Origin of the sequence: Cellulosimicrobium sp. E-16, assembly GCF_049913115.1 — a bacterium.
Lineage (GTDB): Bacteria > Actinomycetota > Actinomycetes > Actinomycetales > Cellulomonadaceae > Cellulosimicrobium.
In genome coordinates, this window is the sequence record NZ_CP183974.1 from 3,885,372 (window position 1) to 3,910,060 (window position 24,689).

The window sequence follows — 24,689 nt, forward strand, 5'->3', positions numbered from 1 at the left end:
CTTTTGTCGATGGTCAATCAAAAGCGTGGCCACTTTCGCGAGGCAGAACGCTTGCAGCGTGCAAAAGCGTACGGCAAACGCGACCGGGCGGTCGCCATCGCTGGGATGGCGACCGCCCGGCCGCGCTCGGTCTATCCGGTCAGCCGGCGGGCGCGAAGTCGAGCTGGTCGTCGACGACGGCCACGACCGACCACACGTTGCCGTCGGCGTCGGACAGCTCATACGCGGGCAGGAGCACCGCCGCGCCGTCGGGCTGGTACTGCACCGCGAGGCCGAGACGCGCGTCCGTGATCGTCACGTCCGTGACCGGCCACGCGAACCGGGCACCCTCGCCGACCGTGGGCGGCACGGTCGGCGCCTCCGGCTCGGCGGGCGCGATCTCGGGCACGGCCTGCGCGGTCGCGTCCTCCCGCGCGAGGGCGATCATGCCGCCCCCGCCGAACCGCGGGTCGCCCAGGCGGTCCACCGCCTCGGCCGGGCTCACCACGTCGTACGCGCCGATCGCGACGCGCGGTGCGAGGCTCCCGTACAGCGACGCGAGCCCTGCTCCGGAGTACGTCGCGCTCCACTGCGCCCCGGTGCGCTGCCCCTCGACGACCTCGTACGCGGTCGCGGTCGTCGACCGCGGCGCGCCCTGGTCGGCCACCTGCTCCTCCGCCACGACCTCGTACCCGGCAGGGTCCAGGCCGAGCGACCCGAGCACGTCGCGGAGCGCGTCGACGGCGTCCGCACTGCTCGGAGGCGCGCCGTGGTCGGACTCCTCGCACGTCCCCGGCTCGGCGCCGGAGCTCCCCGAGCCCTCGTCGCCCTCGGCCGGCATCGGCGTCACGACGACGCAGCCCCACGGGTCCTTCGTCGGGTCGTTGAAGCTCACGCTCGCGAGCCCGTCGGCCTGGAGCGAGACCGTCGGCCCGGTCCAGTCGGTCGACCCCACGACGTACGACCCGTAGTCCTCGCGCACCTCGCCGGAGACACCCAGCGCGTCCGCGACGCGGCGCGCCGTCTCCTGCGAGTACACGCCCGCGGCGTCGTACGCCCAGGCGTCCGCGCCGGCCCCTTGCGTCGAGAGACCGTCCTGGTGGAACACCGTGCGCCCGCCCCAGAACCCCGGGTAGGCCATGTCGGCCGTCGCGCGCGACCCGGCGGCGAGGCTCTCCGGCGCGACCGCCCCGCCGGCGGCGTCTCCCGCGGCGGGCGCGTCGGCGGCACCGAGCTGGATGGGCGCGAGCGCCGTGGACTCGACGGCCGAGTCCCCCGCGGACGAGGCCCCGACCGCTCCGGCACCGAGCGCGTAGCCGCCCGCCCCGACGACGAGCACGCCGGCCACGGCCGCGGCGACCTGGAGCGGGGCCCGCCGGCGCAGGCGGCGTGCGCGACGCTCGGCGAGCTCGTCGACGAGCACCGCGGTCAGGCCCGCAGGCCCGGAGAGCGGGGCGCTGTCAGGCGAACCGGCCGTCGCCCCGCCGGCGAACGCCTCGGGGACGCGGTCGCGGACCGCGGCCTCCAGGGCGCCGGTTTCCGGTGCGGTGCCGGCCGCCGGGTCGGCGGCGCGGAGGCGCTCGAGGTCGGCGTCGTCGGGCTGGTCGGGGATTCGGGTGGTCATGTCGCCCTCCAGGTACTGCGGGGCCGCGCCGCGGGGGCCGCGGCCGGTCGGGTCTACCCGTGATGTGTGCTCAGGCGCCCGACTCTTGCGCGAGGGCCGACTGCTCCGCCCACGCGGTGCGCAGCCGCGCCCGCGCCCGCGAGAGCGCGGCGTCGGCGCCCCCGCGCGACGTGCCGAGGACCGCCGCCAGGTCGTCACCGCCCAGCCCCTCCCACGCGTGCAGGAGGAGGATGCGCCGGTCGCGGACCGACAGCGCGCCCAGCGCACGCCGGACCTCGTCGTCCTGCACGACGACGTGCTCGACGTCCGCGCCCTCGTCACCACGGTCCGGCACCTCCGCCACCGGCACGGCCCGCGCCTTGCGCCGGTGGTTGGCGAGGACGAAGCCCGCGGTGCGGTACAGCCAGGGAAGCTCGGCGCCGTCGGGCACGTCCGCGCGGCGCCGCCAGGCCGTCGCGAGGACCTCGGCCGTGAGGTCGTCGGCGTCGGGCCCCACGGAGCCGGCGGCGCTCGGCAGCCGACGGCGGAAGTAGCGGTAGAGCGGCGTCGCGTGCGCGGCGAAGAGCGCGGCGAACCAGGCCTCGTCGTGGACGGCGGCGTCGGCATCGACGTCGTGGCCCTCGTCGGTCGTCACGGCGGCTCCTCGTCGGCGGGGTCGGGGCTGTCAACCGCTCTGTGTCCCGGGGGGTCCGTTCCTTGCACGGCGCATCCTTCACCCGAACCTCACCCGCGACGGCACCGATCCTGCCACCGCCCAGCACCTACGCTGTGGGGCATGACGACGACGGAGCCGGCCGACCCGCCGCCGCGCCACACGGGCGGTCGACGACGTCGGCACTGGGCGTCCTGGTTGGGCTGGGGCTTGATCCTGCTGGCCGTGCTCCTCGTGGCGTGCGTCGCGCTGCTCGCTCGCGACGCCCTCGCCGCGCGCGACGCGCTGACCCGCGCGCTCGACGAGGTCCCCGCGGCCGAGGAGGCGCTGCGCGCCGGCGACGTGGACTCCGCGGAGGCCGCCCTGGACCGGGTCCAGCCCTTCACCGCGACCGCACGCGCGAGCACCGACGGCCCGCTGTGGTCCCTCGCCGCGCACCTCCCCGTGTACGGCCAGGACGTCCGGGCGTTCTCCGCCGCGGCCGCGACCGTGGACGACCTCGCGGCGGTCGTCCTGCCCTCGCTCACGCAGGCGCTCGGCGCGGTCGAGGGCGACAGCGTGACGATCGCGGACGGCGGTGTCGACCTCGCCCCGCTCGTCGACGCCGCGCCGGCGGTCGCGCGCGCCGCGGACGTGTTCGACGACATCGACGCCCGGCTCGCCCGCGTCGACCCCACCGCCCTGCACCAGGAGATCGCGGAGCCGTACGCGACGCTCGTCGCCCGGACGGACGACCTGCGCCCCGTCGTGCGCACCGCCGACCGCCTCACCGCGCTCGGCCCCGCCATGCTCGGTGCCGACGGGCCACGCCGGTACCTCCTGGTCTCGTTGAACAGCGCGGAGCTGCGCGCCGGCGGCGGCATCCCCGGAGCGCTCGCGGTCCTCTCGGTCGACGACGGCGCCCTCTCGCTGGAGCGCCAGGCGTCGACGGCCGACGTCCCGCCGTTCGCCGAGCCCGTCCTCCCGCTGGAGCCCGGGGTCGAGCAGCTCTTCACGGACCGGGTCGCCCGGTACGTGCAGGACACCCCGCTCACGCCCGACTTCCCCACGACCGCGGAGCTCACGGCGGCCATGTGGGAGCAGTCGCAGGGCGAGACGGTGGACGGCGTGGCGGCGATCGACCCGGTCGCGCTGTCCTACCTGCTCGAGGCCACCGGGGGGATCGACGTGCGGTTCGGCGACGAGACCGTCGCGCTCGACGCGGGCAACGTCGTCGAGGTCCTCCTCTCGGACGCCTATGCCGAGCTCGAGCCCGGAGAGCAGACGGACGCGTTCTTCGCCTCCGTCGCGTCGACCGTCCTCGCGACCTTCCTCGCCGGCGCCGCGGACCCCGGCCTCGCGCGCGACGCCCTCGCCCGCGGCGCGGACGAGCACCGCGTGCTCCTCTGGTCCGCGCGCCCCGACGAGCAGGCCCGCCTGGCGGGGACGGTCGTCGCGGGCGACATCGACACCGCCGACCGCGCGGCGAGCTCCGTCGGCGTGTTCCTCAACGACGCCACCGGCGGCAAGATGGGCTACTACCTCGACACGGACGTCCGGCTCACCGGGAGCGTGTGCACGGACGGCGGGCGCGTCGACACCTTCAGCGCCGCGCTCACGTCCACGGCGCCGGCCGACGCCGGGACGAGCCTGCCCTGGTACGTCACCGGCGGCGGCATCTCGGGCGTCACCCCGGGGAACGTGCGCACGGTGGTCGTCCTCTACCCGCCGCGCGGCGGCGAGGTCGGCACCGTCCGGGTTGGCGGGGCACCGACGGGAGCGCTCGTCGCGGAGGTGGGTGGCCGGCGCGCGTCCTCGCTCCCCGTCGAGCTCGCGCCGGGACAGGGCACGACGGTCTCGTTCACCGTGACCTCGACCGGCACGCAGGACCACCCGGGCGCCGACGGCACGATCGACGTGTGGACGACCCCGACGGTGTCGACGCCCGGCCTCGCCGTGGTCCCGGTCGCCGCGTGCGGGTGACCCGACGCGGCGTCCTGCCGGACGCCGGCGGCACCGCCCTCGAGCGGCGCCGGTTCGCCTACCGGAACACGCGCAGGATCACGGCGCGATAACGATGGTCCTGGCGACCACAATTCACCCGGACGACCGTCCAGTTCGGGTCCTGATCCTCGCTATTCTGGGCGCCTGTCGCTCGACCCGTGCCACCGGCCCGTGACACCTCGTGCATCACGGACCGTACTCCGGGGCTCTCTGTGTACCGGAACTCCACAATCCCTGAACCGAGACGGGTGAAGAAGCCATGCGTACCTCGAAGGGCCTGCGCAGCACGGGACGGGCGGTGCTCGTCGGAGCTCTCTCCGCGGTCGCCGCGCTCCTGACCGTCCCCGTCGTCGCGACGTCCGCGAGCGCGGCCACCACCGACCCCGAGACCTACGTCCCGGAGATCACCGTGGCCTCGCCGGTCTGCGACGGCGACGTCCCCTACCTCGACTACGTCTTCGAGCTCCCCGAGGACTACGAGAACGACGAGGCGAACCCGCTCACGATCACGTGGGTCAACCCCGACGGCGAGGACGTCGTCCAGTCCGGCCTGCCGCTCTCGGGCCGCGTCCTGTGGCCCGGTGCCGAGGTCGACGGCGCGGGCAACCCGGTCGACTGGCCCGGCTGGAGCCTCGTGGACGGCGAGTGGGTCGTCGGCGACGAGTTCGACTGGGTCCGCGCGGGCGTGACGGTGGTCTTCGAGGTCAACCCGACGGCCGAGACCGTCGTGGCCTACCCGCCGTCGACCCCGGAGTGCGCGACGAACCCGCCCGGGACGCCCGAACCGACGATCAAGGTCGACGTGCTCACGCCCGTCTGCGTCGAGGGCGTCTCGTACCTCGACTACGGGGTCTCGGTCACCGGCACGCCGAACACGACGGCGACGCTGACGTGGCACAACCCGGACGGCGAGGACGAGGTCATGGCCGACCTGCCCCTCAGCGGACGGGTCCTGTGGCCCGGTGCGTATCCCGAGCGCTTCGTCGACCTGCCGGCCGACGAGGGCTGGGAGCTCGTGAACAACATGTGGATCAACACCGCGACCCACGGCTGGGCCACGGGGACCGTGGACCTGACGTTCGCCGTGAACCCCGAGGTGACGGTCCCCGTGACGTACCCGCAGGACACGAGCAACTGCTTCCCCGGCGTGACGCCGGTAGACAACCCCGTCGCCGGGAGCCAGAACCCGACGCTCGCCGAGACCGGCGCCACGGTCGGCCTCTACGCCGCGATCGCCGCCGGGCTTGCCGTGGTCGGCGCGGCGATCGTCCTGCTGACGCGCCGGACCCGCAAGGGCTGACCGGGCACCGCACGCACGACGAAGGCCTCGCACCCGCCAGGGTGCGAGGCCTTCGCCCGTCGGGGTCACGACAGCGGCGACCCGGACGGGACCGATCGGTCAGGCAGCCGCCCAGCCGCCGGCCGCCAGGCGCGACTCCAGGCCCTCGAAGGCCCAGCGGTCGACGACGAGCACCGCACCGCCGGGGGCGTCCGGGACGTACCACTGGAGCTGCTCGACGGTGCGCACCTCGGCGCCGGACGCGTCGACGCACGAGAGCGTCCAGCGCGCCAGGGTGGCGGGCGTGCCGGCGACCTCGACCTCCGACTCCGACGCCTCGCCGACGGCGCGGGCGGCGAGCTCGTCGGTGCCCGGGCACGTGGCGCCGTCGGGCACGTGGGCCGCTGCCGGGTCGACGCCGTCGAGGCCCGCGCCGGTGAGGATCTCGAAGCTGGGGCAGACCACGTCCTCGGGGCACCCGCCCGAGCGGACCTGCGTGACGCCGTCGGCTGGCTGGAGCACGGACCAGTACTCGGCGGCCGGGAGCTGGAGGGGGCCGACCGGGACCTTGCCCTCGTCGGCGTGCGCGCCGTGCGCGCCGTGGTCCTCGGCCGTGGCCGGGCCCGAGCCTCCGTCGGCGGTCGCGTCGGGCTCGGAGGCCCCCGTGCACCCGGCCAGGAGCACGCCGCCGAGCGCGGCGACCGCCAGGGAGAGGGAGAAACGGGTCGTTCGATGGTGCACGTGCACGATGGTCGCCTTTCACGGTCGGAGGTCCCCGCAGCCCACTGGGGGGAGCTGCGGAGACCTCGTCGGTCTTGTCACGCTAGCGAGCGCGGACGCGGGTGGAGATGCGTGAGACCCACACGATGACGGCTCGCGGGTACGGGATTCCCCGTACCCGCGAGCCACAGAGGCGGGACCTCGTCAGGGACGTCGGTGGTGCGTCAGCACGCGCCGCCGTCGGCCCACGGACCCCACGCCGAGGCGCCGGGGGTGTCGTTCTGGGTCCAGTAGCGCGCCGTCCACTCGTGGCCGCCGTGGCTCACCACCGCGCCGCCGCTGTAGGCCGTGCCCGCGACCCAGGCCGCCGCGGTGCACTCACCCGTGCCGGCGCCGGGGCCGCCCGGGCCCTCGCCTCCCCCGGAGCCCGGGAGGTCGACGACTGTCGCGCCGCGCGGGTGGTCGTACGTCGTGGCGTAGTCCACGCCGTCGACCGTGACGATCACGTTGGAGAACTGGGCGGCCGGCATCGACCACTTGAGCTGGTTCGTGATCGAGCCCCCCGCCGGGATGCCCCCCGTCGGGACCGTGAACTGCACGGTGTGGAAGTCGCCGTCGAGGCCGCCGACGTTGTCGCCGGTGTGGCCCTTCGCGGTGACCGTGGTCTTGAAGCCGCTCCAGTCGCTCATCTCGCCCGGGTCGGTCGTGCCGTACTGGAACGAGATCGTCGCGCCGGCCGGGATGTCCTTCGCACCCTTGTTGGTGAAGACGACCTTGGGCGAGATCGGGTAGTTGTTGTCGCCGAGCGCGAACTCCGTGTACCGGATGTCGACGTCGAGCGCCCGCGTCGGCATCGTCCGGTCGGCGTTCGCCTTCGACGCGCCGTAGGGCGTCGTGGCCGAGAGCTTGCTGTGCATGAGGTCGACGAGCGTGCTGCCGATCTCGTACTCGCCCTTCGCCTGGTCGTAGCCGAAGTCGCCCGCGAGCTCCCAGATCATCAGGCCACCCAGGCCGGTGTCCGCGACGTAGTCCGCCTTGGCGGCGATCGCCTCGGTCGAGTCACCGGAGAGGAACGTCTTCGTCTGCGCGTTCCACCACCACTCGTTCTTGGTGACCGGGTCGAAGTGACGCTCGTACGTGCCCTGGATCGTGTCCGTGACGCCGTACGCGGAGACGTAGTCGCCCGTCACGCCCTTCTCGAGGTTCAGCACGTGCCACATCGGGTTGACGCCGGCCGGGACCGCGTTGCCCTGCGGGTCGCTGTCGTACCAGAGGTTGTCGATGCCCTCCGCGCCGTAGCCGCACTTGTTGTTGGTGCCCGCCGGGCAGAGGAACCCGGCCGGCGCCTTCGCGGTGCCACCCATGCCGTAGGTGCCGCCCTGGACGTTCTGGAAGCCGCGCGTGTAGAACGGCACCCCCAGGTTGATGCGACCGGCCTGCATGGCGCCCCGGAAGTAGTGCGAGGCCCAGTCGCCGTTGAGGTAGCCGATGCCCTTGTACGCGCTGTACACGCCGCCGGCCGCGAGCTCGGGGTCCTTGCCGTCGTCGAACAGGGCGCCGTTGCCACCCACGTACTCGTTCCAGGCGCCGTGCAGGTCGTACGTCATCATGTTGACGTAGTCCGTGTACTGCGTGACCTGGTAGACCTCCATGCCGCGCAGCAGCCAGCCCGACGACGGCGTCGCGGTGGTGAGCATGTAGTACTCGCCGTCCTGCGCGCCCGCCGCGTCGAGCTTCTCGCGCAGCGTCCTCATAAGGTTCACGTAGCCCTGGAAGAGCTGCCCGCGGCGCTTGTCGGAGATCTGGAAGTCGTCCGGGTTGCCGGCCTGGTTGTTGGACGTCGGGTACTCGTAGTCGATGTCGATGCCGTCGAACCCGTACTCGCGGACGAAGTCGACGACCGAGTCGGCGAAGGTGTCGATCCGGGCCTGCGACTCCGTCATCGTGTAGAAGCCGCCGGACGCGACCCGCTTGCCGCTCGCGTCGAAGTAGCCGCCCGTCTCGGCCCAGCCGCCCACGGCGGGGATGACCTTGACGCCCGGGTGGGCCTTCTTGTACTTCGCCAGCAGGTTGAAGTGGCCCGTGTAGTCGAGCGCCGGGTCCATCTCCGCGCCCGCGACACCCGGCCACGTCATGTCCGTCGCCGCGTTGCCCGCCGCGCCGGCGTTCACCGAGACCTTGTCGTTCCCGTCGATGTGCGCGAACGCGTAGTTGATGTGGGAGAGCTTGTCCCACGGGATGTCGCTCGCGAGGTAGCGCGGCTGGCCGTTCGTGCCGGTGCGCCAGCTCGAGAAGTAGCCGATGACGCGGCGGTCCAGTCCGTTCGGCAGCTTCTCGCGCCCGCTCTCGTCGTACACGTCGCAGTAGGGCGTCCGGACGCCCGGCGTCTGCGCCATGCCGTCAGGACGGCACTTCTCGTCCGGGTTCGCGGCCGGGTCCGTGGTCGGGTCGGTCGTGGGGTCCGTCGTCGGGTCGGTCGTCGGGTCCGTGGTCGGATCCGTCGTCGGGTCGGTCGTGGGCTCCTCTGTCGGGGTGTCGCCGCACGCTCCGAGCGACTCCCACGGCCCGTACTGCTCCTTGCCCGGGACGTTGTTCTGCGTCCACCACTTCGCCCGGTAGTTCTGGCCGGCGTACGAGACGGTCGCGCCGCCCACGTAGGCCGGTGTCGCGGACCAGGAGTCCGCGCACGCCGTGGTCGCGGCCGCGGCGACGGGGGTCGCGGCCTGTGCGGCCGCGGCACCGGCGAGGCCGGTGGCCAGCACGGCGAGCGTCGTGACGGCCGCGACGACCTGTGGCCGGCGTCCGGGAGCGCGGGGGGCGCGCGCCCGGGGGGTCAGGGACAACCGCATGGGGGTACCTCGATCTGCTGGGTCGCTGCGCACGACGCCGGACGGCGTCGCGTCGGGCACGGTCGCCCGGGGGGAGGACGACCGACGGGTGCTGAAGGGTTGCTGAGGGGTGCCGAGCGGGACCCGTCACGACGGCGGTCGACGACGGGTGCGCCGGTGACGCGGCGAGGGGAGGGTGCACGGGCGGGTGCACAGGACTCGTCACCGCGCCCGCCGTCGACCACGTCGTGGACGGGTCCCGCTCGGCGGCGCCGGTCGCTCGTGGCGACCGGCGCCGTCTGGGGCCGACGAGGGCCGAGCGTCAGCAGGCGCCCAGCGACGCCCAGGGGCCGTACTGCTCCGCACCCGGGACGTTGTTCTGCGTCCACCACTTCGCGCGGTAGCTCTGGCCCTGGTAGGAGACCGTCGCGCCACCGGTGTAGACCGCGCTCGACGACCAGGCGGGTGCGGTGCACGTGCCAGGGTCGGTCGGGTCCGTGGGGTCCGTCGGGTCGGTCGGGTCCGTGGGGTCGGTCGCGCCGCACGTGCCGGTCGCCTCCCACGGGCCGCCCGCGCTCGGGCGGTCACCCTGGGTCCACCACTTCGCGCGGTAGTTCTTGCCCTCGAACGACACCGTCGCGCCGCCCGTGTACACCGCGCTCGACGACCACGCCGCCAGGCAGTCCGTCGGGTCGGTCGGGTCCGTCGGGTCGGTCGGGTCCGTCGGGTCCGTGGGATCGGTCGGATCCGTCGGGTCGGTCGGGTCGGTCGAGCCGTCCGTGCCGTCGACCGGACCGGCCGGGAGCGCACGGACCTTGTCCGTGAAGCCCCCGAGCAGCGTGCCGTCATGGTTGCCGGAGAGGTCCCACCACATGCCGCCGCCGAGGTTCAGGCGGTCGATGTACTCCGCCTTGGCGGCGACGGACCGCGCGTTGTCGTAGCCCCACCACTGGTCACCGTCGTAGCGCCAGGCCGAGACCGTCGCCGGGTCGTAGTAGTCCTGGCCTCGCGTGCGGAGCTTGTCGTAGTCCTCGTTGCCCGCCTCCCAGGTGCCGGGGGCCGCTCCCGTCGCCGCCGACCACGGGGCCGAGGACGTGACGCCCTTCCACCCGCGGCCGTACATGGCCATGCCGAGGCCGAGCTGGCTCGGGTCGATACCGCCGCGCAGGTACTCCTGCACCGCCTTGTCGGCGCTGAACTGGCGGTTGGCGGCCCGCGGGTCGGCGGGGTCGTCGTACAGGTTGGCCTGGGGACCGGCGAGCGCGGGGTCCCACGCGCCGTGCAGGTCGTAGCCCTGGACGTTGCCGTAGTCGAGGTACTCGAAGATCGCCGGGTCGTTCCAGCCGCCCGCCGCGATGTCGTCCGGGTTCGCCGGGAGGAACGCCGAGAGCAGGTAGTGCTTGCCCGTCTGCGCGCCGTACGCGTCCAGCTGCTTGCGGAACTCGGCGAGCAGCAGCTTGAAGTTCGCGCGGTCGTTGACGGTGTCGACGTGGTTGCCCACCTCGCCGTTGTTCGAGCCGGGCCACTCCCAGTCGATGTCGATGCCGTCGAACACGCCGGCGGCAGCGCCGGCCCCGCCGCGGCCGTCGATCACGGGGAGGTTGCCCTTGATGTAGATGTCGATGCACGAGGACACGAACTTCTCGCGCGACGCCTGCGTCGCGGCGGCCTTCGAGAAGTTCTTGGACCAGGTCCAGCCGCCGATGGAGATGAGCGCGCGGAGCTGCGGGTTCTTCGCCTTGAGCTGCTTGAGCTGGTTGAACGAGCCGGCGAGCGGCTGGTCCCACGAGTCGGCGACGCCGGCCACGGAGTTCGCCGCGGTGTAGCCCATGCCGAAGTCCGCCCACGCGTCACCGGCGCCGTCGGAGCCGTTCGGCCCCGTGCCCTGCGCCTTGTTCGCGATGAAGCACGTGAGGTTCTGGTAGTGGATGTTGCCGAACGAGTAGTTGATGTGCGTGAGGTCCTGCGCCGCGCCGGAGTCCTGGACCTTCTTGAGCTGGAAGTCGCGGCCGTACACGCCCCACTGCGTGAAGTAGCCGACGTTGCGGTAGCCGTTCACGTCGCTGTCGCCCGGGTGGGAGACGGCGGCGGGCGCGACCTCGGCGGCCTGAGCCGGCGCGACTCCCGCGAGGAGCCCGCCGACGAGCGCCGCAGCGGTCGCGAGCGCCGCGAGGCGTGCGCCGCGTCGGCGCCCGGCACGGGGTGGTCTGGTGAAGAGGGACACGTCCATGGGTCCTGCCTCGTTGCTGGTGCGGTGGGCCACGTCGCCGTCCTCCGGAGTCGTCGTCGCCCTCGGGTCCTCTCGAACGTAATGACGCGGGCACCCTGGCGTTATCCGCGCTTCCCACATTGTTCATGGTGCGAACTTACCCGCCACGTAAGGGTTCACCCGTAGGACAGAGGCGCACAGAAGTGGACGAAACGGAACGAATCTCCTCGAGCGCGGAGGGCTCGATACGTCACCGCGGTAACCAGGTCGTGACGTCCCCTCAGCGCCCCACCCGGTGCGCGAGCACGGTGAGCTCGACGCGCGAGCGCACCCCGAGCTTGCGGAACACCCGGCCGAGGTGCACCTCCACGGTGCGCACCGAGAGGTAGAGCTGGTCCGCGGCTTCCCGGTTGGACGCGCCCTGGACGACGAGCAGCGCGACGTCGAGCTCGCGCTCGGTGAGCTCGTCGGCCCACCGCCCCCGGAGCTCGGCGAGCGCCTCGTCCGACACGTCGCTCTCCCGCACGGCGAGCCGGCACGCGTCCGGCGGCGTGGGCCGGGTCGCGACCGCCGGCTCGGCTCCCAGCCTGGCCCCGCCGAGAGCTCCGGGCAGCGGCGCGTGCAGTCCTGCCGCGCGCGCCGCGGCGGCCCACGAGCCGGACGGCGTCCCGCCGAGCGCCGTGCCGAGCCCGGTGGCGGGCGCGGCGCCGAGCGGGACCGCCGACGCCGGGGCACCGGACGTGACGTCGTCCACCACCGGCCCGCCGAGCAGCCGGACGACGTCCGCGTGCTCCTCCCGCGCGATCGTCGTCCAGGCGTCCGCGCCTGCGTCGTCGAACAGCTCGATCGCGGACAGGAAGAGGCCGTGCGCGCGCTGGAGCTCCCCCGCACGCACGAGGGCGCGCGCGGCGCAGAGGTCGGTCCGCGCGTGCTCGTACGGCGAGGCCGTGGTCCGGTTCACCCGCGTCGCCCGCTCGAGCGGCCCGGTGAGGTCCTCGGGCGCTGCGAGGGACACGTCGGCCCGGACGAGCGTCGCCGACCGCAGCGACGGTGGCAGCTCCTTCGCGTCCACCTTCCGCCGGGCCAGCGCGCGCTGCGCCGCGTCGTGACGTCCCGCGACGACCCACGCCTCGACGTCGTCCAGCCCCGGCAGCGGGAGCATGCGTGCGCTGTCGGGACGCTCACGCTCCGCCGCGAGCTCCAGCAGCGTGGCGGCCTGGGTCACGTGGTGCGCGAACGCCGCGCCCATCGCCCGGTCCACGAGGAGCCCGAGCCGGACCGGGCGGGACGTCGGGCTCGCGCAGGTCTCCTCGAGCGCCGTCGCGACCGGGCCGACGACGCCCCGGGTCATCATGTCGAGGCGACGGGCGGCCGCGACCCCCAGACCGGCGAACGGCAGCCCGACCGGGAGGCGGAACGCCGCCTCGGCGAGCTCGTCGGCGGCACGCGTGAGCGTGCCGCGCCAGAGGTGCACGAGCGTCTGCGCGAGGCGCACGTGCGCCTCGGCCAGCGGGGTCAGCGCGGTGTCCGGGCCGTCGAACCAGCGGCCGCCGTCGCGGACCGGGGCGAGCGACGCGACGACGCTCGCGAGCGTCTGCGCCGCGTCCTCGAGCCGGTCGTCCGCCGCGAGGGCGAGGGCTCGCCCGACCTGCACCGACGCCTCGTGGTCGGGCCCGAGGTCCACGTCGGGGACGGCCGCGCGCTCGCCCACGCCGAACACCGCCGCCCAGGACCGCGCGAGCGCGAGCCCGGCGGCCGTCTCGTCGTCCTCGCACCAGGACGCGAGGAACGTCGCCGTGTCGAGGAGCTGGGACGTGCTGACGCCGTCGCCCCGCTCGGCGTGCAGCCGCGCCGCGTTGAGCACGCCCGACACGACCCCCGCCACGGCGTCCGGCGCCAGGTCGTCGGGCTGACCGCCGCGCAGGTAGGGCGAGAGCACGTCGTCGGGGACCTGACCCTCGGCGAGCGTCAGCGCGGCGACGAGCGGCCCGAGCGTCCGGGCGCGCAGCGCGTCGTCGCCGCTCCGCGACGCCTTGCGCAGCCAGTCCGCCGCGTCCTGCACGTGGCCCGACCGCAGCGCGGCGACGCCCGCGATCGCGAACGCCTCGGCGCGGTGCTCGGTCGCGGCCTGGCTCGCGGCCTCGCGCGCCACCTCGTGCGCCCAGACGACGTCCCCGCGGTCCAGGTGCCGACGCGCGATCCGCAGCAGCCCCGGGACGAGCGCCGGGTCGCCGACGAGCGTCGCGAGCGCCGAGTGCCACACCGCGACGTCCTCCTCGCCCGCCCGGTGGTGCGCCTCCGCGAGCGCGACGTGCGCCGTCGTGCGCTCGGCGAGCCGGGCGTCCGCGTGGACCAGCGACCGCATGCGCGGGTCGACGAACGCGAAGCGGCCGCCCACGAGCGCGAGGTGCTCGGCGAGCGGGCCGTCGAGGACCCCGTCCATCGCGAGGCCGGTCGCCGACAGCAGCAGCTCGGTCCGGTCCACGACGGCGACGGCCGCGACCAGGAGCGCGTGCCGCTCCCCCTCGCTGAGGGCGGCGAGACGGTCGGCGAAGAGGGAGCGCACGGCGGGGACGGCCGGCAACGGGTCCGGGAGGATCGACCCCCCGGAGAGCTGCTCCGGCGTGAGCAGCGCCGCCGTCTGCGTCAGCGCCGCGGCGTTGCCGCCGAGGAGCTCCGCGAGACGGGCCGCGACGTGCGGCGCGACCGCGAGCCGGCGCTCGACGAGCAGCAGGTGCAGGGCGTCGGCCGGCGCGAGGGGCGGCACGGCGCGGAGCTCGAACGGTCCGGAGGACGGGTCGAGCGCGCCCGCGGTCGCCGTCCCGAGGAGCACGACCGGCGCGTGGCGCTGCGCGACGAGGCTCGCGAGGACCGACCGGCTGAGCTCGTCCTGGAGGTGCAGGTCGTCGGCCACGAGCACGACCGTCGCGCCGTCGAACGACTCCACGAGAAGCTCGGCGAGGGCGACCGCCGCGACCTCGGGGAGGTACCCGAAGCCGGGGTCGACGGGCTCGAGGACGCGCGTGAGACGCTCCGGGACGACCCCGCCCGCGAGCTGCGACACCTGCGACACGAGCGACACGACCGCAGAGCCGGGCGCGGGCGCACCCGCGGGCGGGCGACACCGCAGGGTGAGCGTCGGGCGCGCGAACGTGTGCGACGCGACCGCCTCGCACACGAGCTCGAGCGTCGCGCTCGCCCCCATGCCGTGCTCGGCCGTCCACACGAGGCCGCCCTTGCCTTCGCTCACGGCCGCGAGCGCGCGGTCGACCTCCTGCGCGCGGGAGGAGAGCCGCTCCAGCCGGCGCGCGGACCGCGCGTCCGCGCGCCGGTGCGGCTCGGGAACCAGGTAGTCGTGCCGTTCTGACATGTCGGGACCCTCCGTCCGGGGGCTTCTTCGCCCGTCGACCGGATGAAATGTTAACAACCCTCCGTAAACAAGGGATCACCTCATCGTTTCCCGCCCGTCACACGACCGCCACCTGGGACGACGGCGCTTGCCCCGCCTGCGCGGGAGGGCTAGCCTGGCCTCGATCCCCGTCGTGGCCACGGTTCTCGTGCGCCCCGACCCGGGTGCGGCGCCCACGGCGCCGCCGCCACGAGAGCGAGGTGAGCCCCATGCCGGACGGCAGCAGTCATAGAACCGTGCACTGCGCGCTCACCCTCCGTGGCCCGCAGCCCGTCGCCTGAGTCAGGAACTCCTCGAGGACTCCCGCGACCGGCCGTCGTCCCGCGCGGGGAGGTCGCCAGTGCGCACCGCGCGCGCCGTCGTGCGCGCCGCTGGACCACCCGCTGACGCACCCGCCGACCCACCCGCGTCCGCCACCCACCCCGTGGCGTTCGCCCGTGGTCGTCGGCCCGCCGAGAAGGACGACCACCATGACCCAGCGCTCGCCTGCCACCGAGACCCGGACCCGCCCCGCACGTCTGCCCCTGCGGGACGCGCGCGCCGCTCGACCTCGTCGACACCGGGCCCGTCGACCGAACCTGGAACGCCAGTCGATCTCCTTCACCGTCGGCCTGTACGTGTTCATCTGCGTCGCGCTGCTGCTCGCGCACGTCACCGCCGGAGGTGTCTGATGACGACGACGCTGCCCGAGCCCACGGGCCTCGCCCCCGCACCCGCCGCAGACCGTGTGCTCCCGGCGCCCGCGCGCGGCGGGCTGGACCTCCACGCCCGCGCGCACGGCACCGGCGCCCCCCGGTTCGACCCGCGCGTCCTGCGCTCCCGCTGGGTCCAGGTCGGCGTGGGCGACCCCGACGCGACGGCCCGCGCCGCCGAGCACGGCGTCGACTTCGCCGCCGCCGGCGGCCGGGTCTGGGAGACGGACGCCCACGTGTACCTCCCCGTCACCGCGACACGTCGCGACGGCGACCGGGTCGTCTCCGAGCGGATCGTGCTCGCCCTCTCCCCCGACGTCGTCGTGACGGCCCAGCCGCAGCGGCACTACGGCGTCTTCGACAAGGCGATCGCCCGCATGCGGCGCACCCCGTGGCTCATCGGCTCCTCCTACGGCGTCGCGTACGCGCTGCTCTACGCGCTCAACGAGGCGGCGGACCGCGTCGTGTCGTACGCGAGCGACCTGCTCGAGGACATGTCCGACGAGATCGACGAGGCCACCCGCGGCGTCGACTCCCGGGGCCGGGAGATCGGGGTGAGCGACATGCAGGACACCATCACCCGGATGAACCGTGCGGAGGAGATCGTCTCGCGCGCCCAGGAGTCCCAGCTCTCGCTCGCCCGCGCCGCGCGGCACCTGCGCAGCGAGATCGCGGACTCCGACCCCGTGCTCGCCGGGCTCGTCGAGACCCTGGTCGCGGACATCGACGGGGTCAAGCAGCACGCCGGGTTCGAGCACGACAAGGTGCGCTACCTCCAGCAGGCGATCATGACCTCGCTCGACGTCAAGCAGGCCCAGATCGTCAAGGTCTTCACGATCATCACCGCCGTGTTCCTGCCACCGACGCTCATCGCGTCGTTCTACGGCATGAACTTCACGCACATGCCGGAGCTCGACCGCCCCTCGGGCTTCACCGTCACGGTCCTGCTCACCCTGGTGGCGGCCGTCATCCCCCTCGCCTACATCAAGCGCCGCGGCTGGCTCCGCTGAGAACCCTCCCGTCCACCGAGCCTGGACCCCGGCGAACCGGGGACCTCTCTCGGTGGGCGGGCGTCAGGCCTCCAGGATCAGGGTGACGGGGCCGTCGTTGACCAGCTCGACGGCCATGTGCGCGCCGAACCGCCCGGTCGCGACCTCGACCCCGCGCTCGCGCAGCCGCGCCACGACCGCCTCGACCAGCGGCTCGGCGACGGGCCCGGGGGCCGCGCCGTTCCACGACGGGCGGCGGCCCTTCTTCGTGTCGGCGTACAGCGTGAACTGGCTGACGACCAGCACCGGCGCGCCCTCGTCCTGCACCGAGCGCTCCCCCGCAAGGATCCGCAGCTCGGCGATCTTGCGCGCGATCGTCTCGACCTGGGCCTCACCGTCGTCGTGCGTCACGCCGACGAGCGCGAGCAGGCCCGGACGGTCGATCGCCCCGGCGACCTCCCTCGTCCCGTCCTCGGCCACGACACTCACGCTCGCGCGCGAGACGCGCTGCACGACGGCTCTCACGAGCGAGGCTCCGCGTCACCGGTCGGGACCGCGGTCGCGACGTCGAGGACCGGCCGCACGACGCCCACGGCCCGGCCCGCGCCGAGCACGGGCACGTCGCCGAGCGCGGCGAGCGCCGCGTCGTCGACCCCGGTCACGCCCTGCGCCCCGAGGCGCCGGAGCGCGGCGGCGAGCACCGCCGGGCGCGGGCGTGACGCGCCGTCGACCACCTTGAAGGCGAGCGCGCTGCCGTCGGGCAGGCCGGCGCCGTAGACGCCGTCGGCACCGTCCTTGGCGACCAGGCCGGGCACCGCGCGCATCGCGAGCGTCGCGTCCCGGCCCGTCCCGCCGACCATCTCCGGGAACGCCGACATCGCGCGCGCGACCTCCGCCTCTGCCGTGCGCGGGTCGCGCTCCGGCGCGACCGCGAGCCGTCCGAAAGCGCGCGCGAGGCCGCGCACCGTCGTCGAGAAGAGCGGCGCGCCGCACCCGTCGACCGTGACGTGCTCGACCGGCACGCCGGTCGCCTCGGCGACGGTCTCGCGCACCGCGACCTGGAGGGGGTGGTCGACGTCCAGGTAGGTGGTCGTGTCCCAGCCGGCCGCGACGCACGTCGCGAGCATCGCCGCGTGCTTGCCCGAGCAGTTCTGGGTGACGGACGCCGGGCCGTGGCCCTCGAGCTGCCACGCGAACGCGGCGGGCGGGTGGAGCGGCATGTCCGGGGTGTTGCGCAGCGCCGACTCGTCGAGCCCGACGCCCTCGAGGATCTCCCGGACCCCCGTCAGGTGCTCCGGCTCCCCGTTGTGGCTCGCCGCCGCGAGCGCGAGGAGGCGCGGCGGGAGGACGAGACCGTGCCGCAGCATCGCGACCGCCTGGAACGGCTTGACGCTCGACCGCGGCCAGATCACGGCGTCGGCGTCGCCGCGCTCCAGGACCGGCTCACCCTCATCGCCCAGCAGGACGAGGTGCCCGGCGTGGACCGACTCCACGAGGTCCCCCCGGACGACCTCGGCGAGCGGGACGGCGGCGCGCTCGATCCCGCCCTGGACGTGCGCGGTCACCGGCGCGCTCACCAGCCGCCCGGGCGGCCGGACGAGCCGTTGCCGCGGCCGTTGCCGTACGGCTGGAGGCGCGGGCGCACGTCGACCAGGTAGACGATCGCGGCCACCACGGCGATGAGCCCGAGGAAGCCGAGGTTCACGCCGCCGCCGAGCGGCAGCGAGAGGAAACCGAGCGCCGCGGCGACGCCGAGGATCGCGAGCCAGATCGGCTTGGTGAGCTTGCCCTCGGCGGTGAAGGCGCTCGCCGGACGCCGGATCGCGTCGACGAGCGCGAAGAGCTGCGTCCCGAACACGACGAGCGAGAGGACGAGGAAGACGATCCACTGCAGCGACCCGATGATTCCCACGGGCACGAGCCTACGGTCTCGCGAGCGGCCACGGCACCACCCGCAGCCCGACCGAGCGGGCCACGGACACCACGTGCGGGTCCCAGGCGGCGACGATCGTGTCGCCGTGCCCGACGGCGAGGGCGCTCGCCACGTGCACCGCGTCGTTGCTGCGCATCGCGCCCGTCGCGACGAGCGCGGACGCACGCTCGGCGACGGCACCGGAGACCTCGACCACGTGCAGCGCGGGGCGCAGCACGTCCCACGTGCCGACGGCGCGCGCGTGGCCCGCCGCGTCGAGCACGCCGCCCCGCTCCCCGGCGGCGAGCGCGGCCCGCACCTCGACGTCGGCGAGCCGGCTCGTCACGACGACGTCCGCGCGGTTCCACAGGCGGCTCGCCAGGGCGGAGCCCGCCTCGGGGACGCAGAGCTTCACCAGCGCGCTCGCGTCGAAGTAGACCAGGGCCATCGGGGCCTCAGCGCCGGATCCGGCGCACGAGCGCCGCCACGCCGCCCCCGCGACCGCCGCGGCCGCCGTCGGACGCCCGCGCCCCGTCCGCGCCCGCCGTCCGCGTGTCGGCGTCCGCGCCCGCGGGGACGGCGTGGACCGGACGCTCGACCACCGGCGGGACCAGCACACCGTCGCGCACGAGCTCGGTGACGAGGTCCGCCGTCGCGACGCCGGTCAGCCGGGCGACGGGGACGCCGCGCTCGGTGATGACGACCTCCTCGCCCTCCCTGGCCCGCTCGATCCATGACTTGAGCTCGGCGCGCAGGGCGCTGACGGGGACCTCCATGCCCTGACGGTACCGGCCCGGGGCGCCGCTGTGCAGGGTGAAGATCGTCCGGTTCGCCCGGCAGGCCAGGATCGCCGGCTCAGAGCTCGGGGAGGGCGTCGCGCGCCTGCTCCGGCGACGCCCCGGCCGCCTCGAGGAGGTCCACGATGGGTGACCGCACGAGCATGACGAGCGACTGCACCTGCCAGTCCCCGTCGCCGAGGGCGTGCGGGTCCGCACCGTGCGCGACCTCGAGGAGGACCTCGCGTGCGACCGCCGGGTCGCGCCCGGCGCCGACCGCCTCCGCGAGCACGTGCACACCCGCGCCGAACCGCGCGACGAGGTCCGCGACGCCGTCGAGCTCCCGCTCGTCCGGGCCGCTCGCGACCGGCATCGCGCGTCGCGCCAGGACGCGCACGCTGCGCATCGCGCGGTCCACGAGCACCGCCTGGCGCTCGAGCCCGCCGAGCTCGTCCCGGTGCCGCAGGCCCGCCGCGCTCACGCGCGCGAGCTCGCGCGCGGACGACGCGGACGACTGCCACTCCTCGAGCGCGCCCTCCGAGGCACGGCCCTTGACGAGCGCCGCGTCGAGGTCGGCGCGGTCGCGCGCGCGCAGGCCCCGCGCGAGGACGTCGAGCACGCCGGCGAGCTCCGTCGTCGCCTCGGCGCCCAGCAGCCGGGGTCGACGCCGCGGGTCGCCCGGAGTGAGGGCGGCGACCGCGAGCGCGACGGCGCCGCCGACGAGCGCGTCCGTCCACCGACCCAGGGGCCCGCCCGCCTGCGCGGCCGGAAGACCCACGATCACGATCGCCTGGACGCCGGCCTGCGTGGTGAGCATCGCGCCGCGGTCGATGAAGCGCGCCGCGAGCGCGGAGACGGCGAGCACGACGGCGACCTGCCACCACCCCGACCCGATCGCATGGACCACGAGGTCGCCGAGCCCGACGCCGATCGCGACCCCGACCGCGAGCTCGAGCACGCGCCGGAGCTGGCGGTCCTGGCTGAACCCGAGGCAGATCCACGCGGAGACCGGCGCGAAGAACGGCGCCGTGTGGCCGAGCCCGTACCGGGCGATGCCGAACGCGAGGCCGGCGGCGGCCGACGCCTGGAGGATGGGCCACAGCGCCACGCGGACGCGCGACGCACCCTGCCGGATCCGCGCCCGCAGGAGGAGCCGGCGCCACGCGGTCCGGGCGACGTCGACCGCGCCAGGACCGGGATCCCCGCGCGACGCCGGCCCGGGGCTCACAGCATGCTCGTGGGCGCGCCCTCGCCGCGGGGCGTGATCCCCCGGCCGACGGGGCCGCGCGCGGCGGGGCGGTCGACGGACACGCCCTCGCCCGGGACCACGACCTCCTGCGCCGCGGAGACCGCCCCGCCGTCGCAGTCGACGAGGAGCTCGGCGTCCTCGGGGACGCTGCGCTTGAGGACCGCGAGCGCGATCGGGCCGAGCTCGTGGTGGCGCGCGACCGACGTCACCGCGCCGACGGGGCGCCCGTCGAGCGTGACCTCCGCGCCTGGGGCAGGCAGCAGGTGGCCGGAGCCGTCGAGGTGCAGCATGACGACCCGGCGCGGCGGGCGACCGAGGTTGTGCACGCGCGCGATCGTCTCCTGGCCGCGGTAGCAGCCCTTGTGGAGGTGGACGGAGGTGCGCAGCCAGTCGGTCTCGTGCGGGATCGACCGGTGGTCGATCTCCGTCGCGAGCCGCGGCCGCCACGCCTCGACGCGCGCCGCCTCGCTCGCCCACGTGCCGACGAGCCGCCACCCGGCCGCCTCGCGCGCCGCGACGGCGTCGGGCAGCTCGGCCCGCGGCACCAGCACGAGCCGCCAGGGCCGCTCCATGCCGGGGTGCTCGTCCTCCGGCGGCCCGTAGCGCGTGCCGCCGCCGGTGACGCGCGGCCACGGGTCGCGCCACGTGACCGGCTCGCCCTCGGCGCCCTCCGCGTCGACGGGCTCGCCGAGCGCCGCCCAGTCGTCGGTCGCGTCGGCGATCTCGACGCGGAGCATGAACTTCATGCGGTCGAGCCAGCCGGCGAGGTCGGCCGCGTGCGAGCGCTCGGTGACGAGCCACGTCGTCTCCCCGTCGTCCACGACGGAGGCCGCGTGCTCGACGTGGCCCTGCGGCGAGAGCACGAGCAGCTCCGTCGACGTGCGCGGGGCGAGGTCCGTGAGGTCCTGGGACGTGATGGAGTGCAGCCAGCTCAGCCGGTCCGGGCCCGTGACCGTGACGACGCCGAGGTGCGACTGGTCGACGACGGCGCCGCCCGTGCGCAGGGCGCGCTGCTCCCCCGTCGGGTCGCCGTAGTGCCAGGCGACGCCCTCGTCGGGGCCGGTCGCGGGCACCGCGCCGTGGCGCGACAGGAGCGGGCTGGTGTAGCCGGTGGTCACGGGTGGTCCTCCTTCGTCGGCGCGTCCGGGCCTGCTTGCGTGCTCCCCCTGCGCGTCGGTCAGGCCGACGGGCGCCGGGTGAGCTTCGCGGACGCGTACGACTGCAACGGCTCACCGAAGGCCGCCAATTCCCACACCCACAGGAGCTGGCCCTCGACGAACCCGTAGAGCCGCTTCGAGGCGGTGACCTCCGACGCGGTGGACGTGCGCGCGATGAGGTCGCTCGCCAGGTCGACCCGGCCGTTGCCGACCGCACCGAGGTAGACGGACACGCGGCCCGCGGGGTCGGCGATCAGCACCTCGAGCGGGTGGCGGTCGTCCTCGAGCCCGTCGGGCCGGTCCGTCGAGACGCGCCAGTAGCCCGTCTCGGTGGACCACACGGGCGCGTCGGCGGCCGCTGCCTCCAGCGTCGCGCCGTCACGCTCGGGCCAGGCCCCGTCCTCCGGGACGGTCTCGGGGACCTCGGCCTCGAGGACGCGCAGCGTCGACTCGTAGCGCAGGTACGGGCCGCCGTCGTGGTCGAACACGACGTCGTGGACGAACGGCGTCTCCTCGATGCCCGGGTACTTGACGACCCCCTCGCCGCGCCAGCTCCCGACGAGCCAGGCGAGCGGGTAGACCTCGGGCGCGAGACCCTCGGGGAACTCGAACGGCATCAGCGACCACCTCTCGGAGTCGGGCGGGGCGACAGGCACGCGCGGGGCAGGGTCCCGCGCGACAGCGTCAGCGCTGGCCCTTGTAGAGCTTGTAGACGACGTACCCCGCGAACCACGTGATGGTGATCGTCGCCGCGATCAGCAGGCCGAGGAAGATCAGCTCGAGAGTGTGCGGACTCATGCGCCCGATCCTACCGGCCGGGCGGGTGCGCCACGCCGCGGCCCGGGAGCGGCTCCCCCGGAGGGCTACGCTCGGCCGCGTGACCGACACCGCGCCGCGCTCCGCGGCCCCCCGTCAGCGCTCGCTCGTCGTCAAGGCCACGTCGGGACTCGACCGTCCCGAGGCCGCCAACCAGGCGTTCACCGTCGCCGCCGCGGCCGTCGCCGCGGGCGTCGAGGTGAGCGTGTGGCTCACCGGGGAGGCCGCGTGGTTCGGGCTCCCGGGGCGCGCCGCCGAGCTGGAGCTCGAGCACGCGGCCCCGCTGCCCGACCTGCTCGACGCCGTGCTCGCCGCCGGCACCCTCACCGTGTGCACGCAGTGCGCCGCCCGGCGCGGCATCACGGCCGACGACGTGCTGCCCGGCGTGCGCATCGCGGGTGCCGCGGTGTTCGTCGAGGAGGCGCTGCGCGAGGGCGCCCAGGCCCTCGTCTACTGACCCGGGCGGCCGACCGCGCCGGTTCAGGGGTGCGTCAGCGCGCGGGCACGACCCGGCGCAGCAGCAGGTACAGCTCGCAGCCCAGGCACAGGCCGAACGCCGCGTTGAGGACGGCGGCCACCAGCGCGAGCGCAGCCGCGGCCGGCACGGCGCCGTCGACGCCCAGCAGCCCCAGCACGACCCCCGCACCGGTGATGACGAGGCCGACCGCCTGCGCGAACCGCGGCGGCCGGGGGTCCTCGCGCTCCGCCGTCGGTCCGATGCGCGGGAGGACGACCACCCGGTAGACCCAGGCCTGCCACGTGCCCTGCGCGCCCCGGACGGCGCCGACCAGGAAGCTCGCCGCGACGACCGCGAGCAGCACGAGCGCGGCGGGCGACGTCCACAGGAGGATCACGACCGCGAGCAGCAGCGCCGTGATGCCGGCCCCCGCACGCGGGCCTCGGGGATCGATGCCGGCAGGAGCCGCCGGGGGTTCGGTCGCGGTGCCCCCACGGCCGGCCTGGTCGCTCATTGCGGTCTCCCTCGGGTTCTGGCCGTCGGGGACGGCACGGTCAGGCGTCGCGCACGCTCGCGGGGACGGAGCCCGGGTCCGCGACGGCGAGCGCCGCGAGCGCCTGAGCCCGGTTCATCCCCCCGCTCGCGCGGGCGACCTCCCGGCCCTCCGCGTCGAGCACGAGGACGGTCGGCGTGCGCAGTATGCCGAATGCTCGCACCAGGTCGAGGTGGTCGTCGACGTCCATCTCACGATGCGTCACGTCGTCGTGGGTCGCGCTCACCTCGCCGAGGACGCGCGCGGTCGCCCGGCACGGCGCGCACAGCTCCGCCGAGAACTGCACGAACGTCCCCCGGGCACCGAGCGCGACGCCGTGGGCGGCCCAGTCGAAGGGCGCCGCGTCGTGGTTCGCCGAGGTGCGGGGCGACGTCGTGCGCGCCGCCCGCACGACCCCCTGACGCCGCTGCCACCACACGCCGAGCGCGAGCGTCGCGAGCAGGGTCGCCCCGAGGAGGACGACGGGCAGCGCGGACGGCGTCATCCCACGATCACCCGCCCGACGACGAAGATCAGCGTCCCGCCGACCGCGACGGGGAGGGCCGTCGCGGAGAACGCGCCGAGGCGCCCCCGCAGCTCCGGGAGCTGGTCGAACAGCGCGTGGAGCGACGCGACGAGCAGGCCCGCGACGACGCCGGACCAGACACCGCTCAGCAGGTCGAGGTCGGGCATGACGTACCCGACGGCCCCGCCCGCGGCGACCGCGAGACCGAGCGTGAGCGCCGCGTTGGTCCACCCGCCGAGCGGCAGCGCGGAGACCGCCGAGGCGACGGCCAGCGCCACCGCGCACGTCACGACGAGGGACTCGCCGGCGTCGGTGCGGCCCGTCGCGATCCAGCCCGCGCACGACGTCGCGACGACGATTCCGCTCACCGTCCCGATGAGCGACTCGACCAGGCGCGGGCGGCCGTCGCGCCGCAGGAGCTCGGCCACGAAGGCGAGCACGACGGCGAGCGCGAGCACCACGGGCAGGTGGCGCAGCGCGGGCTCGCCGTGCGTCGCAGCGGTCGCGCCGACGGCGCCGAGCCCGGCGAGGGCGATGACGACGCGCGTGCCGCCGTGGACCGGGATGTCGAGCAGGCGGGGCCACCCGATCGCGACGATCAGGGCGAGAGCCCCCGAGGCCGCGGCCAGCGGGAGCGGCCCGAAGAACGCGGCGACGGCGATGCCTGCGGCGAGGCACGCCGTGACGACGGCCCGGGTCGAGAGGTCCACGCGGTCAGCGCCCCGTTCGGGGGTCGCGGGAGGGCGTCGGGTCGTGCAGCACGCCTCAGAGTGTCGCAGAGTCTCCCGCCGGACCGCCTACCGGCCCCGGCACGCGCGCCCGTGAGACGCTCGCCGTCTGCGCGCCCGGCACGCGATACGGTAACCATCCACGGACCGAGAACGTGGCCGATGACGTGGC

22 protein-coding genes are annotated in these 24,689 nt (G+C 75.0%); 5 read left to right on the forward strand and 17 right to left on the reverse strand.

Features of this window, described 5'->3' with window-relative positions:
* Positions 1–139: 139 nt before the first annotated feature.
* Together ACN9MS_RS17025 and ACN9MS_RS17030 are read right to left on the reverse strand one after the other, a co-directional pair.
* A complete protein-coding gene (locus ACN9MS_RS17025) occupies positions 140–1,603 on the reverse strand; it encodes a hypothetical protein (protein WP_426309609.1) in 1,464 nt (487 codons plus the stop codon).
* Positions 1,604–1,673: 70 nt separating this feature from the next.
* Positions 1,674–2,237, reverse strand: a complete 564-nt coding sequence (locus tag ACN9MS_RS17030) for an RNA polymerase sigma factor (protein WP_426309610.1) — start codon at positions 2,235–2,237, stop codon at positions 1,674–1,676.
* Between the two features lie 141 nt (positions 2,238–2,378).
* On the opposite strand from ACN9MS_RS17030, the gene ACN9MS_RS17035 reads away from it, so the two are divergent.
* Both ACN9MS_RS17035 and ACN9MS_RS17040 read left to right on the forward strand, forming a co-directional pair.
* On the forward strand, positions 2,379–4,217 hold the full coding sequence (locus tag ACN9MS_RS17035) for a DUF4012 domain-containing protein (protein WP_426309611.1): 1,839 nt from the start codon (positions 2,379–2,381) through the stop codon (positions 4,215–4,217).
* Between the two features lie 280 nt (positions 4,218–4,497).
* Positions 4,498–5,538, forward strand: a complete 1,041-nt coding sequence (locus ACN9MS_RS17040) for a hypothetical protein (RefSeq protein ID WP_426309612.1) — start codon at positions 4,498–4,500, stop codon at positions 5,536–5,538.
* A 99-nt stretch (positions 5,539–5,637) separates the two neighbouring features.
* Here the strand turns inward: ACN9MS_RS17040 and ACN9MS_RS17045 are convergent, their stop codons facing one another.
* The 4 genes from ACN9MS_RS17045 to ACN9MS_RS17060 form a co-directional block, all read right to left on the reverse strand.
* A complete protein-coding gene (locus tag ACN9MS_RS17045) occupies positions 5,638–6,258 on the reverse strand; it encodes a hypothetical protein (RefSeq protein WP_426309613.1) in 621 nt (206 codons plus the stop codon).
* A gap of 203 nt (positions 6,259–6,461) precedes the next feature.
* Positions 6,462–9,086: a glycosyl hydrolase family 18 protein gene (locus ACN9MS_RS17050; RefSeq protein ID WP_426309614.1), complete on the reverse strand. Its 2,625-nt coding sequence runs from the start codon at positions 9,084–9,086 to the stop codon at positions 6,462–6,464.
* 301 nt (positions 9,087–9,387) lie between these two features.
* Positions 9,388–11,328 (reverse strand): glycosyl hydrolase family 18 protein, encoded by a 1,941-nt coding sequence (locus tag ACN9MS_RS17055; RefSeq protein ID WP_426309615.1) that lies wholly within the window; start codon positions 11,326–11,328, stop codon positions 9,388–9,390.
* A 226-nt stretch (positions 11,329–11,554) separates the two neighbouring features.
* Entirely contained in the window at positions 11,555–14,644 is a 3,090-nt protein-coding gene (locus tag ACN9MS_RS17060) for a LuxR C-terminal-related transcriptional regulator (protein WP_426309616.1), read from the reverse strand.
* A gap of 509 nt (positions 14,645–15,153) precedes the next feature.
* On the opposite strand from ACN9MS_RS17060, the gene ACN9MS_RS17065 reads away from it, so the two are divergent.
* Together ACN9MS_RS17065 and ACN9MS_RS17070 are read left to right on the forward strand one after the other, a co-directional pair.
* Positions 15,154–15,354 carry a hypothetical protein gene (locus tag ACN9MS_RS17065; protein WP_426309617.1) on the forward strand — a complete coding sequence of 67 codons (201 nt, stop codon included), beginning with the start codon at positions 15,154–15,156 and terminating at the stop codon, positions 15,352–15,354.
* Positions 15,354–16,385 carry a CorA family divalent cation transporter gene (locus ACN9MS_RS17070; protein ID WP_426309618.1) on the forward strand — a complete coding sequence of 344 codons (1,032 nt, stop codon included), beginning with the start codon at positions 15,354–15,356 and terminating at the stop codon, positions 16,383–16,385. The genes ACN9MS_RS17065 and ACN9MS_RS17070 overlap by 1 nt, the downstream gene beginning before the upstream one ends.
* A 63-nt stretch (positions 16,386–16,448) precedes the next feature.
* Here the strand turns inward: ACN9MS_RS17070 and dtd are convergent, their stop codons facing one another.
* The 8 genes from dtd to ACN9MS_RS17110 form a co-directional block, all read right to left on the reverse strand.
* The gene (gene dtd, locus ACN9MS_RS17075) at positions 16,449–16,889 is read right to left on the reverse strand and encodes a D-aminoacyl-tRNA deacylase (RefSeq protein ID WP_426309619.1); all 441 of its coding nucleotides are present in this window, start codon (positions 16,887–16,889) and stop codon (positions 16,449–16,451) included.
* Positions 16,886–17,929, reverse strand: a complete 1,044-nt coding sequence (locus ACN9MS_RS17080; protein ID WP_426309620.1) for an asparaginase — start codon at positions 17,927–17,929, stop codon at positions 16,886–16,888. The genes dtd and ACN9MS_RS17080 overlap by 4 nt, the downstream gene beginning before the upstream one ends.
* 8 nt (positions 17,930–17,937) lie before the next feature.
* Positions 17,938–18,276 (reverse strand): DUF2516 family protein, encoded by a 339-nt coding sequence (locus ACN9MS_RS17085; RefSeq protein WP_307868813.1) that lies wholly within the window; start codon positions 18,274–18,276, stop codon positions 17,938–17,940.
* Between the two features lie 10 nt (positions 18,277–18,286).
* On the reverse strand, positions 18,287–18,724 hold the full coding sequence (locus ACN9MS_RS17090) for a type II toxin-antitoxin system VapC family toxin (RefSeq protein ID WP_426309621.1): 438 nt from the start codon (positions 18,722–18,724) through the stop codon (positions 18,287–18,289).
* A 7-nt stretch (positions 18,725–18,731) separates the two neighbouring features.
* Positions 18,732–19,052: a type II toxin-antitoxin system Phd/YefM family antitoxin gene (locus ACN9MS_RS17095; RefSeq protein WP_426309622.1), complete on the reverse strand. Its 321-nt coding sequence runs from the start codon at positions 19,050–19,052 to the stop codon at positions 18,732–18,734.
* Positions 19,053–19,131: 79 nt separating this feature from the next.
* Positions 19,132–20,280, reverse strand: coding sequence for an FUSC family protein (locus ACN9MS_RS17100; protein WP_426309623.1), 1,149 nt, complete (start codon positions 20,278–20,280; stop codon positions 19,132–19,134).
* Entirely contained in the window at positions 20,277–21,419 is a 1,143-nt protein-coding gene (locus ACN9MS_RS17105; protein ID WP_426309624.1) for a YgfZ/GcvT domain-containing protein, read from the reverse strand. The genes ACN9MS_RS17100 and ACN9MS_RS17105 overlap by 4 nt, the downstream gene beginning before the upstream one ends.
* Before the next feature lie 59 nt (positions 21,420–21,478).
* On the reverse strand, positions 21,479–22,075 hold the full coding sequence (locus ACN9MS_RS17110) for an FABP family protein (RefSeq protein WP_378233484.1): 597 nt from the start codon (positions 22,073–22,075) through the stop codon (positions 21,479–21,481).
* A gap of 260 nt (positions 22,076–22,335) precedes the next feature.
* Between ACN9MS_RS17110 and ACN9MS_RS17115 the strand changes: the two genes are divergently transcribed.
* Entirely contained in the window at positions 22,336–22,731 is a 396-nt protein-coding gene (locus ACN9MS_RS17115) for a DsrE family protein (protein WP_389278214.1), read from the forward strand.
* 34 nt (positions 22,732–22,765) lie between these two features.
* On the opposite strand, the gene ACN9MS_RS17120 is transcribed toward ACN9MS_RS17115, so the two are convergent.
* The 3 genes from ACN9MS_RS17120 to ACN9MS_RS17130 are packed head-to-tail and all read right to left on the reverse strand — an operon-like array spanning position 22,766 to position 24,499.
* Complete coding sequence (locus ACN9MS_RS17120) at positions 22,766–23,245, reverse strand: DUF4395 domain-containing protein (protein WP_426309625.1); 480 nt, start codon at positions 23,243–23,245, stop codon at positions 22,766–22,768.
* 40 nt (positions 23,246–23,285) lie between these two features.
* Positions 23,286–23,768, reverse strand: a complete 483-nt coding sequence (locus tag ACN9MS_RS17125) for a thioredoxin family protein (protein WP_426309626.1) — start codon at positions 23,766–23,768, stop codon at positions 23,286–23,288.
* Positions 23,765–24,499, reverse strand: coding sequence for a hypothetical protein (locus tag ACN9MS_RS17130; RefSeq protein ID WP_378219024.1), 735 nt, complete (start codon positions 24,497–24,499; stop codon positions 23,765–23,767). The genes ACN9MS_RS17125 and ACN9MS_RS17130 overlap by 4 nt, the downstream gene beginning before the upstream one ends.
* Positions 24,500–24,689 lie beyond the last annotated feature (190 nt).

What these genes read in the sequence shown, in the direction of transcription:
- ACN9MS_RS17090 (WP_426309621.1), bottom strand. Translation starts at nt 18,724, where the DNA reads ATGGCCCTGGTCTACTTCGACGCGAGCGCGCTGGTGAAGCTCTGCGTC.
- ACN9MS_RS17040 (WP_426309612.1), top strand. Translation starts at nt 4,498, where the DNA reads ATGCGTACCTCGAAGGGCCTGCGCAGCACGGGACGGGCGGTGCTCGTC.
- ACN9MS_RS17125 (WP_426309626.1), bottom strand. Translation starts at nt 23,768, where the DNA reads ATGACGCCGTCCGCGCTGCCCGTCGTCCTCCTCGGGGCGACCCTGCTC.
- ACN9MS_RS17060 (WP_426309616.1), bottom strand. Translation starts at nt 14,644, where the DNA reads ATGTCAGAACGGCACGACTACCTGGTTCCCGAGCCGCACCGGCGCGCG.
- ACN9MS_RS17025 (WP_426309609.1), bottom strand. Translation starts at nt 1,603, where the DNA reads ATGACCACCCGAATCCCCGACCAGCCCGACGACGCCGACCTCGAGCGC.
- ACN9MS_RS17035 (WP_426309611.1), top strand. Translation starts at nt 2,379, where the DNA reads ATGACGACGACGGAGCCGGCCGACCCGCCGCCGCGCCACACGGGCGGT.
- ACN9MS_RS17120 (WP_426309625.1), bottom strand. Translation starts at nt 23,245, where the DNA reads ATGAGCGACCAGGCCGGCCGTGGGGGCACCGCGACCGAACCCCCGGCG.
- ACN9MS_RS17070 (WP_426309618.1), top strand. Translation starts at nt 15,354, where the DNA reads ATGACGACGACGCTGCCCGAGCCCACGGGCCTCGCCCCCGCACCCGCC.
- ACN9MS_RS17065 (WP_426309617.1), top strand. Translation starts at nt 15,154, where the DNA reads ATGACCCAGCGCTCGCCTGCCACCGAGACCCGGACCCGCCCCGCACGT.
- ACN9MS_RS17110 (WP_378233484.1), bottom strand. Translation starts at nt 22,075, where the DNA reads ATGCCGTTCGAGTTCCCCGAGGGTCTCGCGCCCGAGGTCTACCCGCTC.
- ACN9MS_RS17095 (WP_426309622.1), bottom strand. Translation starts at nt 19,052, where the DNA reads ATGGAGGTCCCCGTCAGCGCCCTGCGCGCCGAGCTCAAGTCATGGATC.
- ACN9MS_RS17050 (WP_426309614.1), bottom strand. Translation starts at nt 9,086, where the DNA reads ATGCGGTTGTCCCTGACCCCCCGGGCGCGCGCCCCCCGCGCTCCCGGA.